We start from the raw sequence: 12,089 nt of genomic DNA, 5'->3' as shown, positions 1-12,089 counted from the left end.
GACCGATCACTAATTGTCATGGATGAGGTGGTGGCCGGATGCGGCGCTACTCCATCGCGTCAGACGCCCGTGCCATGATCGCGCTCACCTCACAGCAAGGAGCATGGCGGCATGGCCACGGCGATCGTTCGGGACGAGACAGCGACAGGGAAGGCCATCGACCACTGGCCGTTGACCGGGCTGCCGGAGCGCATCTCCGCTCGGGAGCTGGTCCGGCTACGCGTCCGCGAGGAGGTTGCCCGGTTCAACGCCCAACAGTCCGAGCACTTCCGGGGGTTGGTTCAGCCAACCGACACGGAGGCCACCCTGAACGGCTACCGGGTCACCTCGGGCAGGCGGCTCGACTGGGAGCAGCAGGCGGATGCCGCCTGTAAGGCCTTCGCCCGCAACGGTTTCCTGCTGCTCGTCGGGCACCGCCAGATCGAGGACCTCGACGAGGAGATCGACCTGCTGGCCGACCCGGACGTGGCGTTCGTACGGCTCGTCCCGCTGGTGGGTGGCTGACATGGCCGACTGGGCAGCGCTCCTACCCGTCTTGACCGATGCGGACCGACGTCGGGTGGAACTCGGTCTTACCGAGGCGGACGCTCGAATCAGGGCCGTCCTGCACGCCGCCAGCAGTTACCACTGGCGGTTCTCGGTGACCAACGTGCCGGAGTGGAGCGCTGTCGAGACGTGGCCCGTCGAGCTGCGCCGTAGCGCCGCCCTGGCCATGCACCTGGAGTCGGCGACCAGTTCGACTCCCACCGCGCTCAACGATGTGGTGCGGAGCCTCGCCGACGGCGACCTGCCCTGGACGCGGGAGGATCTCGTCTGGTGCCTGGAGGTCTGCGCGCGCGGCGAGTCCTATGACAACGGGGCACACCTGGAGTTGCCGGCCGTGGTCGCCGCGCGCCTGGCGCCGGCCGAGTTGGCCGACCTGGTGCCGGCCCTCGACGCCCTCGTCAGCGAACTGGTCGGTGACCATTTCGTCGCAGCGGAGCCTCGACGACGCGCCGTCCTCCTGATCGGCGCGGGCCTCGATCGTGCTACCGGCCGGAGTGTGCCGTCCTGGCTGCTCCACGACGGAGACGGGTTCGGGCCGCTCGCCCGCGCCGAGCTGGGTGTCGTCCTCGCCGCGCCGGGCGTGCCGGAGTTGCTGGCGCACTGCGCCTCGTTGGAGAAGCCGACAGCGCCAGCGAAGTGGCAGCGCCGCGTCGACGACATCCTCGCCACCGCGCCGGACGGCACCGGGGCCGTGCAATCGATCCTGGAAGCATTCGCCGCCTACGGTCTGCCCCTGCACGACGACACCGACCGCCTTCTGCGCGGCCTGGTCTGGGCGTTGTCGCGCCAGCCGGACGAGCGGGCGACGGACCTGTTGGCGCGGGTCACCGCCACCGCGGCGGCGGCGGCGCGACAGTCGCCGGGCTTCCCCCATGCCCAGAAGACGGCGGTGGCGGCCATTCAGCTGCTCGCGGGACGCGACGGCGAGGCGCCGGTACGCACGCTGGCGAGGCTGGCGGTCACGGTCCGGAACAAGGCGGTGCAGAGCCGTGTCCAGACCGCACTGGCCAACCTTGGGGCGCTGCGCGGTTGGTCGCTCAACGAGGTGATGGAGCTCGCCGTCGACGACCACGGGCTCGCCCCCGACGGTCGACTGTGCACAGCGGTCGGGCCGTACGAGGCGGCGGTCGAGGTGATCGGCGAAAAGGCGCGCCTGACCTTCTCGCGTGACGGCGTCCCGCTCAAGGGCGTTCCGGCCGCGGTGAAGCAGACGTACGGTGGCGAACTCCAGCAACTGCGTGACCTCGTCAAGAGCGTTGGCGCGACGCTGTCCGGCGAGCGCCAGCGGGTGGAGGGGCTGCTGTCCGAGGAGCGCACCTGGTCGTACTCGGACTGGTCGGCCCGATACCTCGAACACCCGATCACCGCGACCTACGGGCGGCGGTTGGTGTGGGAGACCAGCAGCGACGGCCACCGGTGGACGGCGGGCCTGCCCCGACGCGACAGCGACGGTTGGACGATCGCCGACCTGGAGGGTCGGGCCGCCCCGGGGGATCAGGTCAGGCTCTGGCATCCCGTTCGCGCGACGACGGACGAGGTCCTCGCCTGGCGGGAGCACGTCCTCGCCACCGGTCTGACGCAGCCGTTCAAGCAGGCATTCCGAGAGGTCTACCTGCTCACGCCCGCCGAGGAGCGGACGCACACCTATTCCAACCGGTTCGCCGCCCACATCCTGCGCTACCGGCAGGCGAACGCGCTCGTCCGCGCCCGGGGCTGGCAGGCCGGATACCTCGGCACCTGGGACGGCGGCTACGAGAGCGAAGCCACCAAGCCCTTCGGCGGTGGTATGTGGCGGGCGTCGTTCCACCACCAACTGGTCGCCAACACTGATGAACGCCGCTACGACGTCGAGTTCTGCTCCACCGACCAGGTCCGCTTCGCCCGTCGCGACGGCGCGACCTGGCAACCGACGCCGGTCGTCGACGTGCCACCGCTGGTGTTCAGCGAGGCCATGCGGGACGTGGACCTGTTCGTCGGCGTCACCTCGATCGCCAGTGACCCGCAGTGGGCCGATCGCGGCGAGGATCGCTTCCACGCCTACTGGCACAGCACGGCCATCGCGGAGCTGACCCCGTCGGCGCAGGTGCGCAAGGACGCACTGGCTCGGCTGCTGCCCCGCACGAACATCGCCGATCGGGTGCGCCTCTCCGAGCGGTACCTACACGTCCGCGGCACCATCCGCAGTTACCGGATCCACCTCGGGTCCGGCAACATCATGATGGAGCCCGACGACGCCTATCTCTGCATCGTCGCGGCACGCGACCGCACGGGCCGGCTGCACCTGCCCTTCGACGATGACCCCATGTTGTCGACGATCCTGTCCAAGGCGTTCATGCTGGCCGCCGACGACACGATCACCGACACCACGGTGCTCGGGCAGCTCGCCAGATGACCGGGAAGCCCAGTGATCAGTCCTTCCCCAGGACGTCGAGCTGCGCTCGCAGCGCCGTGGCGATCTCGCCCGCCGCGACGATCTGATCCGGGGTGAGCGCGTCGACGAATAGCTCCCGGATGGCGCGCAGGTGGGGAAAGGTGGCTCCCCTGAACGCCTCGGCGCCGGCCGTCGTGAGCAGCACCTCCGCACCGCGGGGAACCGTGGCGCACTCCTGGCGGCGGATCAGGCCGCGCCGCTCCATCCGCCCGAGGTGGTGGGAGAGCCGGCTCCGCTCCCACCCGATGTGCGAGGCGAGTGCGGACGAGCGCATCGCCTGGCCCTCCGCCTCGCTGAGGGCGAGGAGCACTGAGTAGTCCCCGGTCGAGAGCGAGGAGTCGCCCTGGAGTCGGGACTCGAGCCGGGAGCCGAGCGCTGCCGTCGTCTCGATGAAGTCCCGCCAGATTCGCAGCTCGTCGGCGGTCGGGAGCTGGCGTCCGCCCCGCCGGCCGGGTGTGGCCTCCGTCATCTCACTCTCCCGGGAATTGACGTGTCAATCGCCAAGTTACATCATTGACATGTCAACCGGTAGGTCCGCTCCCGCGGGTCGCCGGCGGATTGCACGAGGAGGAGACGATGGCAGCTGCAGACTTCGAGCTGGGGCTCAACTCGTTCGGGGAGGTGGCCACCGACGGCGACCGGGTTCTGAGCGACGCCGAGACCGTACGGCTACTCGTGGACGAGGCACGGCTCGCCGAGTCGGCCGGACTCGACGTGTTCAGCGTCGGTGAGCACTACCGCGAGGGCCACAACGACTCGGCCACACCCGTGCTGCTGGCCGCGGCCGCGACGGCAACCGAGCGAATTCGCCTCGGCACCTCGGTCACCGTGCTCAGCACCAACGACCCGGTACGGCTCTACCACGAGTTCTCCACCCTCGACGCCGTCTCCGACGGCCGTGCCCAGATTGTCCTCGGCCGCGCCTCCGCTACCGAGTCGTTTCCGCTGTTCGGTTACGACCTGGCCGACTACGAGCGGTTGTTCGAGGAGAAGCTCGACCTCTTCCTGCGGCTTCAGCAGGATGAACCGGTCACCTGGTCCGGCACGGTACGAACCGCACTGACCGCGCAGCGGCTGCACCCACGGATGCAGCCGGGCGGCATCCCGACCTGGATCGGTGTCGGGGGAAGCCCAAATTCGGTCATCCGCGCCGCCCGGCACGGACTTCCGCTCATGCTCGCGATCATCGGCGGGCGCCCCCAGCGCTTCGCCGGCCACGTCGACCTCTACACCAGGGCGCTCGAACAATTCGGGCATACCCTGCAGCCAATCGGGCAGCACTCACTCGGCCTTGTCGCAGACACCGACGAGGAGGCGGTGGAGACGTGGTGGCGATACTGGCAGCCGGTCGTGGCGGCCCTGGCCGCCGAACGCGGCTTCTACAAGCCGGACCGTGCGCGCTACGAGGCCGAGATCGACCACGGGGCGCTTTTCGTCGGTTCGCCCGAGACGGTGGCGCAGAAGATCGCCACTGTCGCTCGCGACCTGCGACTGAGCCGCTTCGACCTGAAGTACGACATCATGCACCTGCCCCGCGAGGCACGCGCGCGCACCATCCAACTGCTGGGCAGTGAGGTCGCGCCGCGGGTCCGGGAGCTGCTGGCTAAGGAGCCCAACCATGTCTGATCTGCTGTTCGGCCTGGACACCTTCGGCGACGTACCGCAGGACGACGCCGGCAAGCTCGTCTCTCACGCGGCGGCGATCCGGCAGGTCGTCGATGAGGCCGTGCTCGCCGACCAACTCGGGGTCGACGTCATCGCCCTGGGCGAGCACCACCGGCCGGAGTATTCGGTCTCCACGCCGGAGACGGTGCTGGCCGGAATCGCCACCCGCACCTCGCGGATCCGGTTGGCCTCCGGCGTGACGGTGCTGAGTTCGGACGACCCGGTACGGGTGTTCCAGCGCTTCGCCACAGTGGACGCGCTGTCGAACGGCCGAGCCGAGGTCATCCTCGGTCGCGGCTCGTTCACCGAGTCGTTTCCGCTCTTCGGTTACGACCTGCGCGACTACGACACGCTGTTCGAGGAGAAGATCGAACTGTTCGTCAAGTTGCTGGACGAGAAGCCGGTCACCTGGAGCGGCACCCTGCGTGCCCCGCTGGAGAACGCCGACGTGTTCCCGAAGACCGAATCGGGTCACCTGGACACCTGGGTCGGTGTGGGTGGCTCGCCGCAGTCGGTCGTCCGCACCGCCCAGTACGGGCTGCCACTCATGCTCGCCATCATCGGCGGCGCCCCCGAGCGCTTCGCGCCCTACATCGACCTGTACCGCCGGGCGGCCGATCAGCTCGGTACGACCGCGCACCCGGTCGGCATGCACTCGCCGGGCTTCATCGCCGACACCGACGAGCAGGCCAAGGAGATCTACTGGCCGCACTACCGGATCATGCGAGACCGGATCGGCAAACTGCGGGGTTGGCCCCCGATCCGCCGTCAGGAGTTCGACTCCGAGGTGGAGAACGGCTCCCTCTACATCGGTTCACCGGAGACGGTGGCCCGCCGGATGGCCCGTGCGATCCGCAGCCTCGGCGTCGGCCGGTTCGACCTCATCTACTCGGCCGGAGCGCAGCCGGCCAGTGCCCGGATGCGCGCCGTGGAACTCTACGGCTCGAAGGTGATCCCCATGGTCCGCGAACTGCTGGCCTGATCAGCACTTCTCAAGCGAGAGGACGACATGAACGACAACGACCGGAGCCGGCCGGCGACCCTCGGCATCCTCGGGGCCGGCAAGGTGGGCACGGTGCTCGCCCGGCTCGCCGTCGCCGCCGGCTACCGGGTACGGGTGGCCGGCTCCGGCGACCCGGCGAAGATCGCCCTCACCGTCGAGGTCCTCGCCCCGGGGGCGGAGGCCACCACGGCGGTCGACGCGGCGGCCGACGCCGACGTCGTCATCCTCGCCCTGCCCCTGGGCAAGTACCGCGGCGTTCCCGCCGAGGCGTTGCGCGGCAAGCTGGTCGTCGATGCCATGAACTACTGGTGGGAGATCGACGGCATCCGCGACGACCTCACCAACCCGCGTACCTCGTCGAGCGAGACCGTCCAGGCGTTCCTGTCCGGCTCACGCGTCGTGAAGGCGTTCAACCACATGGGCTATCACGACCTGGAGGACGAGGCCCGGCCGGCGGGGGCGACCGGCCGCAAGGCCATCGCGATCGCCGGCGACGACAACGCCGACCTCACCGAGGTCGCGGCCCTGGTGGACGCGCTCGGCTTCGACCCGGTCGTCGCCGGCCCGTTGGCCGAGGGGGTACGACTCGAACCGGGCAGCGAGTTGTTCGGCGCCAACGTGAGCGCCGACGAGGTACGCGCCATGCTCGACCGCTTCGGAGAGTCGGAGCGGGGACGGGTCATCACCGCCGCCCGAGCCTCGACCTCGCCCGAGGCGGCCTAGGCGTCGAACGCCGCCCGCGGTTCGAGGTGCTGGCCTGCGGCGTACTGCTCGTCGAAGTCGCTCGGGCCCAGCGCCTCGGTCGCGGCGGCGCGCATCCTGGCGAGGTCCGCCGCGTCGTCCGGGTCCGGCACCTGGCCGAGTGCCGCGAACGCGGCATCGGCAACACCGATCATCCTGGCCGCGCGGGAGTGGTCCCCTTCGGCGGTCGCGAGCGCGGCGCCGGCGACGCAGACGTACGGCACGAAGTCGACCCAGCCGTTGTGGAACACCCGCTCGCGGTTCTCGGCGAACAGCGTTCGGGCCACGTCCAGGTTGCCCAGCCCCAACTCACAGAACGCGAGGTTGTGGAATTCGGAGTTGACCGTCTTGGGTTGGCCGAGCGCCTCGTTGAGCGCGATGCTCTCCCGGTACAGGTCCCGAGCGCGGAGCAGGTCACCGGACATCCTCGCCACGCCGGCCAGCACGTGCCTCGGTCGTTCCTCCAGGGCCCGGTCGCCGGAGCGCAGCGCCACCGCGAGAGCCTCCCGGGCTCGTGCCTCTCCCCCCGGCAGGTCACCGCCGCGAATGGCGACCCGGGCGAGGCTGTACCGGGCCTCCACCTCGCCCGCCAGGTCATCGACCGCCTGGGCCCGCTCGATCTCGGCCTCGCTCATCCGCACCACGGCGTCGGTCTCGCCTCGGCGAAACGCCGAGCGCACGCTCTCACTGAAGGTCATGGCCCTCTCCCCCATCACTGACGCGCCCGGTCGAAATCGTCCGTCACCGCGCGTGGAACATGGTCCAGGTCTCCACGAGAGTGAAGCCCATCGACTCGTAGAGTGGTCGACCCATCACGCTGGTGTGCAGGTAGGCGGCGTCCGCGCCGGCCGCGATGCCGTCCCGCAGAACCGTCTCGGTGATCACCCGGCCCAGGCCACGACCCCGGGCGGACGGAACGACGGCGATGTTGAACACGCCGACCACCCCCGAGGTCCGCATCCCGAGCCCGGTGCCGACGGGTCGGCCGGACTCCTCGGCCAGGTAGCCGGTGATGGGGTCGGCGTCGAGCACCGCACCACCCATCAGCGATCCGAAGAGGCCCTCGGGAACCTCGAAGCTCCGGGTGAGGGCGTCGGTGTAGAGGTCGTTCTCGGCGGCGCCGACCTGACGCACCGAGGGGCGCTCCGCCGAGCCGGCACGGAAGGTGAGGTCGTCCGCCGCGCAGGCCAGCAGGGGCAGCTCGGCGCGTTCGAGGAGGCCGTGCCGGGCCGCGAGGTCAGCGACCTGGTCGTCCGCCTCGCCCCTCACGATGATCGACCAGTGCGCTGCCTGCCGGCCGACCTGGGTCGCCATCTCGTCGAGCGACCCGAGGTCGGGCTCGGTGGACCTGTCGTAGGCCGCGTTGAGCGTCGCGACACCGGCCTGGGTCACCCCCGCGCGGGCGGTGCCCCGCTCGGCGTACCCGCCCTTCGGAGTCACAGTGCACAGCGCCTCGAAGGCGTCGAAGTACGCCGCCGCCATCCGATCGGCGGTGATGTTCATGACGGGACTCCCTAGACCGGTCGTTCTGCTTCGGTCGACAACCTAGCCACCGATCACGCTGACCGGCAAATCACGGGTACGAGGACCGCCACGTGCTGTCCGGCTTCGAACCGATCAGGAATCGAGAAGCCCGACAGAGCCCGAGCGGCCTAGCCTTTCCCCAGGTGAACGGCAGCACGCCGACCTGAACGACGAGAGGGAGCCCGAGAATGTCCGCGAAGACCACTACCGTGTCCGACGGCTTCAGCCCCGAGGAGCGGGCCGCGATGAAGGAGCGCGCCGACGAGCTGCGCGCCGAGGGCAAGAAGGGCGCCAAGAAGGCGGACGGGCTGCAAGCGGTCCTCGACCGGATCGCGCAGATGGAGCCGGAGGACCGCGCGCTCGCCGAGCGGGTGCACGTGACGGTGACCGCCGCCGCCCCGGGCCTGACCCCGAAGACCTGGTACGGGATGCCCGCCTACGCGAACGAGGACGGCAAGATCATCGTCTTCTTCCAGGACTCCGGCAAGTTCAACTACCGGTACTCGACACTGGGCTTCCAGGACCCGGCCAACCTGGACGACGGGGACCTCTGGCCGGTGGCGTACGCGTTGCAGCAGTGGAGCCCGGCCGTGGAGAAGAAGATCACCGAGCTGGTGCAGACGGCGGTCTCCTGACCGATGCCCGCCCCCTCGTTGGCTCGCTCCCGGTGCGATGATCGAGGGCCGGAGCCGACGGAGACAGGTGGTGCGGACGATGCGGTATGGGCCGCCGGCGGTACGACGGGTCCCCCGATGACCGGCCGGGCCGGTGAGGTGTTCGACACCGGTCGGGCGCTGTCCGACGTCGAGTCGTTGCTCGCCGCGGACCTGCCCACGGGCGGTGCGCCGGTCAGCGAGGGGGACCCGGTCACCGGTGAGTGGACGGGCACCCGCGGCGAGGGCTTTCGGATCGTCCCGCTCTGGGAGAGCGAAGCCCTGACGGGTGTGTACGGTCCCGAATGGAACGAGGCCGAGGATGCCGCCGAGGCGAACCTTGCCCTGGTCGTAGCGGAGTTGGACCAGAGGTGGGGCGCGCACCGCAAGGTCTCCATGCGGGTGCCGCTGTTTCGGGATCAGGCCGGTGAACCCATGCCGGCGCTGTTCCAGTCGCTCTGCGACCTGGACTGTTACGGCGACCTGGCGGTCTGGGGGCCGACGGTGACCGAGGGTCGGTGGATCGCGGTCTCGGTCAACCAGTGTGACGGCGACGCTCCCATGATCATGACGGCGGTTGTCAGTCAACCACCGATCATCGAACTGTCGGAGTGACCCGCCCGGCGCCCACGCCCCGGTACGGGCCGTCATCGACGTCGCCCACAGCTCCTATGGTTCGTGCATGTCGATCACAGACCATGCGCTGGTTGTCGAGGCGGCGGAAGCTGGAGCCGCAGTTGTCCGCTCCCGGTACGGCTCCACACTGACGCGCGTCATGAAGACCGGCGGCGACTTCGCCACCGCCGCCGACGTCGAGGCCGAGCAGGCCATCCTCGACGTCATACGCACGGCGCGTCCGGACGACGCCGTGGTGGCCGAGGAGAGCGGGCGCACGGGTACGGGCGACAATGGACGCACCTGGCTGGTCGACCCGCTGTGCGGCACGTTGAACTTTGCCGCGCGGACCATGCTGGCCTCGGTCAACGTCGCCCTGCGCACCGGGCCGGACGTCACAGTGGCGGCCTCGGCGGACCCGTTCGCCGATGAGGTGTTCTGGACCGACGGCACCGCCGCGTACGTCCGGGGTGCGGGGACGGACGAGCGACTGTTCCCGTCGGCCGAGTCGACGCTGGTCGACCTCAACCTCGACCCGCCCTTCCCCAACCGGGACGTCTTCCTGGCCGCCCGCATGCTCGCCGACGAGGGCTTCCAAGAACGGTTCCGGCCCCGGGTGGTCTCCACCAGCCTCGCCGTGGCCTGGGTGGCCGCCGGTCGCCGCGCCGCCTATGTGACGGACCGCCACGACCTGCGCAACAGCGTCCACTTCGCGGCCGGAATCGCGCTCTGCCAGGCGGCCGGCTGCGTGGTCACCGGGCTCGACGGCCAGCCGCTGCACGCTGGTGGGGACGGTCTCGTCGCGGCAGCGGACGAGCGGACGCACGCCGCCCTGCTGACGCTCATCCGGAAACAGGGCTCGCGATCGACTCGGCCTTGACATGAAGTGCGGTTGAGGTTCTAGCGTCCCTAGATGATCACGTCAGGGCCGCCGCGCCCGGACGTACGTACGTCAGCTGAACGACCACCGTCGAAGGGATTCCGATGTTCCTGTCCCGCCTTCTCCGCCCCCGTACCGTCGCGAGCGCGCACTGCGATCTGCCCTGCGGCGTTTACGACCCCGCGCAGGCCCGCATCGAGGCCGAGTCGATCAAGGCGATCTCCGAGAAGTACCAGGCCAGCGACGACCCGGAGTTTCGCACCCGCGCGCTGCTCATCAAGGAGCAGCGGGCCGAGCTGGTGAAGCACCACCTCTGGGTCCTGTGGACCGACTACTTCAAGCAGCCGCACTTCGAGAAGTACCCCCAGCTGCACAGCCTCTTCAACGAGGCGACCAAGCTGGCAGGTGCCGGCGGCGCGAAGGGCGCCGCGGACCCGGCGGTCGCCGAGCAGCTCCTCGGCAAGATCGAGGAGATCTCGAAGATCTTCTGGGAGACCAAGCAGAGCTGATCAGCCGGCACCGGGTGGCACCGGCCACCCGGTTCGGCGTACCGCGTTCGGGAGGAACCGCATGACGTCGCGCACCGACCTCGTCGAAGAGTTGATGGGCCGTTTTCCACACGTGCCGCGGGAGGCGGTCCTCAAGGAGGACCTGCTGCGGGGCGGGCTCGCCTTCGACGACGCGGCACTGACCGACAACGAGCACGGCGACGTCAAGCCGAAGTCGTACTTCATCTTCTCCTTCGATCACCGGACGCTGCCGGAGTTGGGGACGGCGGCGCTGCGCCGGCCACCGGAGGAGATCGTGCTCACCGGGGGTCCGTACGAGCTGCGTCGTACCGTCGTTTCGGTCCGCACCAACCCCAGCTCGCCGTACCGCGTCGGCACCGACAGCGACGGTCGACTGCGCCTGTTCCTGGACGGACGGCCGATCGCCGATGTCGGGCTGCCCCCCATGCCGGCGTACTACCGCCACACGCTCGCCAACGGCAAGTCGGTGATGGAGGTCGCCCCGACGATCCAGTGGGGCTACCTCATCTACCTCACCGCGTTCCGGGTCTGCCAGTACTTCGGGGCCAAGGAGGAGTGCCAGTACTGCGACATCAACCACAACTGGCGGCAGCACAAGCAGGCCGGCCGGCCCTACACCGGGGTCAAGCCCGTCGACGAGGTCCTCGAGGCCCTGGAGATCATCAACCGGCACGACGTCGACCGCGCGTCGCAGGCGTACACGCTGACCGGTGGCAGCATCACCTCGCAGGTCAACGGGCTGGCCGAGGCCGACTTCTACGGCCGGTACGCGCAGGCGATCGAGGAGCGGTTTCCCGGACGGTGGATCGGCAAGGTCGTGGCCCAGGCGCTGCCCCGAGCCGATGTGCAGCGGTTCCACGACTACGGGATCCGCATCTACCACCCCAACTACGAGGTGTGGGACAAGCGGCTGTTCGAGTTGTACTGCCCGGGCAAGGAGCGGTACGTCGGCCGGGAGGAGTGGCACCGGCGCATCCTCGACTCCGCCGAGGTTTTCGGCCCGCGCAACGTGATCCCGAACTTCGTGGCGGGCGTCGAGATGGCCGCCCCGCACGGCTTCACGAGCGTCGACGAGGCGATCGCCTCCACCACCGAGGGGCTTGACTACTTCATGTCCCGGGGGATCACGCCCCGGTTCACCACCTGGTGTCCGGAGCCCACCACACCGCTGGGCCGGACGAACCCGCAGGGCGCGCCGCTCGAATACCACGTCCGCCTGCTGGAGGCCTATCGGGCGACCATGGACGCCCACGGCCTGTCCAGCCCGCCCGGGTACGGCCCCGCCGGGCCCGGGCGAGCGGTCTTCTCGGTCAGCTCCTTCATGGACACCCTGCCGTCCACGGAATCGTGACGGGCCCGCTCGGCTGGCCCGCCCCGGTGGTTCCGCCGATGAGCGGTATACCTCAGAGGCATAAATATGGGTCTTGTGACGTGTCTGTGGGTGGTTGGGCGCGTCGTTTATGGCGCACGCCGTTGTCCTGCCTAGGTTCTGGCTTGTCGA

13 protein-coding genes are annotated in these 12,089 nt (G+C 69.6%); 10 read left to right on the top strand and 3 right to left on the bottom strand.

What is annotated here, in order from left to right; translation table 11 throughout:
- The first annotated feature begins 111 nt into the window (after positions 1-111).
- Together FB453_RS16005 and FB453_RS16000 are read left to right on the top strand one after the other, a co-directional pair.
- Entirely contained in the window at positions 112-504 is a 393-nt protein-coding gene (locus tag FB453_RS16005) for a hypothetical protein (protein WP_091401103.1), read from the top strand.
- A 55-nt stretch (positions 505-559) separates the two neighbouring features.
- Positions 560-2,938, top strand: coding sequence for a DUF4132 domain-containing protein (locus tag FB453_RS16000; RefSeq protein ID WP_145791118.1), 2,379 nt, complete (start codon positions 560-562; stop codon positions 2,936-2,938).
- 16 nt (positions 2,939-2,954) lie between these two features.
- Here the strand turns inward: FB453_RS16000 and FB453_RS15995 are convergent, their stop codons facing one another.
- Positions 2,955-3,446, bottom strand: coding sequence for a MarR family transcriptional regulator (locus FB453_RS15995; protein WP_145791116.1), 492 nt, complete (start codon positions 3,444-3,446; stop codon positions 2,955-2,957).
- Between the two features lie 107 nt (positions 3,447-3,553).
- On the opposite strand from FB453_RS15995, the gene FB453_RS15990 reads away from it, so the two are divergent.
- The 3 genes from FB453_RS15990 to FB453_RS15980 are packed head-to-tail and all read left to right on the top strand — an operon-like array spanning position 3,554 to position 6,368.
- Positions 3,554-4,603 carry an LLM class flavin-dependent oxidoreductase gene (locus FB453_RS15990; RefSeq protein ID WP_145791114.1) on the top strand — a complete coding sequence of 350 codons (1,050 nt, stop codon included), beginning with the start codon at positions 3,554-3,556 and terminating at the stop codon, positions 4,601-4,603.
- The gene (locus tag FB453_RS15985; RefSeq protein WP_091401095.1) at positions 4,596-5,624 is read left to right on the top strand and encodes an LLM class flavin-dependent oxidoreductase; all 1,029 of its coding nucleotides are present in this window, start codon (positions 4,596-4,598) and stop codon (positions 5,622-5,624) included. Before FB453_RS15990 ends, FB453_RS15985 begins: the two co-directional genes overlap by 8 nt.
- A gap of 27 nt (positions 5,625-5,651) precedes the next feature.
- Complete coding sequence (locus FB453_RS15980) at positions 5,652-6,368, top strand: NAD(P)-binding domain-containing protein (protein ID WP_145791112.1); 717 nt, start codon at positions 5,652-5,654, stop codon at positions 6,366-6,368.
- On the opposite strand, the gene FB453_RS15975 is transcribed toward FB453_RS15980, so the two are convergent.
- Together FB453_RS15975 and FB453_RS15970 are read right to left on the bottom strand one after the other, a co-directional pair.
- Positions 6,365-7,084: a tetratricopeptide repeat protein gene (locus tag FB453_RS15975; protein WP_145791110.1), complete on the bottom strand. Its 720-nt coding sequence runs from the start codon at positions 7,082-7,084 to the stop codon at positions 6,365-6,367. The two genes, FB453_RS15980 and FB453_RS15975, sit on opposite strands and share 4 nt — an antisense overlap.
- A 43-nt stretch (positions 7,085-7,127) precedes the next feature.
- Positions 7,128-7,889, bottom strand: a complete 762-nt coding sequence (locus tag FB453_RS15970; RefSeq protein WP_145791108.1) for a GNAT family N-acetyltransferase — start codon at positions 7,887-7,889, stop codon at positions 7,128-7,130.
- A 209-nt stretch (positions 7,890-8,098) separates the two neighbouring features.
- Here FB453_RS15970 and FB453_RS15965 point away from each other — a divergent pair, with 209 nt between their 5' ends.
- The 5 genes from FB453_RS15965 to FB453_RS15945 all read left to right on the top strand — a co-directional run bounded on the left by FB453_RS15965 (position 8,099) and on the right by FB453_RS15945 (position 11,939).
- On the top strand, positions 8,099-8,545 hold the full coding sequence (locus tag FB453_RS15965; protein ID WP_112677142.1) for an iron chaperone: 447 nt from the start codon (positions 8,099-8,101) through the stop codon (positions 8,543-8,545).
- 117 nt (positions 8,546-8,662) lie between these two features.
- A complete protein-coding gene (locus FB453_RS15960) occupies positions 8,663-9,178 on the top strand; it encodes a hypothetical protein (protein ID WP_145791106.1) in 516 nt (171 codons plus the stop codon).
- Positions 9,179-9,245: 67 nt separating this feature from the next.
- Complete coding sequence (locus FB453_RS15955; protein ID WP_145791104.1) at positions 9,246-10,058, top strand: inositol monophosphatase family protein; 813 nt, start codon at positions 9,246-9,248, stop codon at positions 10,056-10,058.
- Between the two features lie 104 nt (positions 10,059-10,162).
- Positions 10,163-10,567 carry a superoxide dismutase, Ni gene (sodN, locus tag FB453_RS15950; protein ID WP_145791102.1) on the top strand — a complete coding sequence of 135 codons (405 nt, stop codon included), beginning with the start codon at positions 10,163-10,165 and terminating at the stop codon, positions 10,565-10,567.
- 61 nt (positions 10,568-10,628) lie between these two features.
- Positions 10,629-11,939, top strand: a complete 1,311-nt coding sequence (locus FB453_RS15945) for a radical SAM protein (protein WP_145791100.1) — start codon at positions 10,629-10,631, stop codon at positions 11,937-11,939.
- Positions 11,940-12,089 lie beyond the last annotated feature (150 nt).

This window comes from Micromonospora sp. CNZ322, assembly GCF_007827755.1.
This window is presented reverse-complemented; position numbering and strand designations above follow the sequence as displayed.

What these genes read in the sequence shown, in the direction of transcription:
- FB453_RS16005 (WP_091401103.1), top strand. Translation starts at nt 112, where the DNA reads ATGGCCACGGCGATCGTTCGGGACGAGACAGCGACAGGGAAGGCCATC.
- FB453_RS15995 (WP_145791116.1), bottom strand. Translation starts at nt 3,446, where the DNA reads ATGACGGAGGCCACACCCGGCCGGCGGGGCGGACGCCAGCTCCCGACC.
- FB453_RS15990 (WP_145791114.1), top strand. Translation starts at nt 3,554, where the DNA reads ATGGCAGCTGCAGACTTCGAGCTGGGGCTCAACTCGTTCGGGGAGGTG.
- FB453_RS15985 (WP_091401095.1), top strand. Translation starts at nt 4,596, where the DNA reads ATGTCTGATCTGCTGTTCGGCCTGGACACCTTCGGCGACGTACCGCAG.
- FB453_RS15980 (WP_145791112.1), top strand. Translation starts at nt 5,652, where the DNA reads ATGAACGACAACGACCGGAGCCGGCCGGCGACCCTCGGCATCCTCGGG.
- FB453_RS15975 (WP_145791110.1), bottom strand. Translation starts at nt 7,084, where the DNA reads ATGACCTTCAGTGAGAGCGTGCGCTCGGCGTTTCGCCGAGGCGAGACC.
- FB453_RS15970 (WP_145791108.1), bottom strand. Translation starts at nt 7,889, where the DNA reads ATGAACATCACCGCCGATCGGATGGCGGCGGCGTACTTCGACGCCTTC.
- FB453_RS15965 (WP_112677142.1), top strand. Translation starts at nt 8,099, where the DNA reads ATGTCCGCGAAGACCACTACCGTGTCCGACGGCTTCAGCCCCGAGGAG.
- FB453_RS15960 (WP_145791106.1), top strand. Translation starts at nt 8,663, where the DNA reads ATGACCGGCCGGGCCGGTGAGGTGTTCGACACCGGTCGGGCGCTGTCC.
- FB453_RS15955 (WP_145791104.1), top strand. Translation starts at nt 9,246, where the DNA reads ATGTCGATCACAGACCATGCGCTGGTTGTCGAGGCGGCGGAAGCTGGA.
- sodN (WP_145791102.1), top strand. Translation starts at nt 10,163, where the DNA reads ATGTTCCTGTCCCGCCTTCTCCGCCCCCGTACCGTCGCGAGCGCGCAC.
- FB453_RS15945 (WP_145791100.1), top strand. Translation starts at nt 10,629, where the DNA reads ATGACGTCGCGCACCGACCTCGTCGAAGAGTTGATGGGCCGTTTTCCA.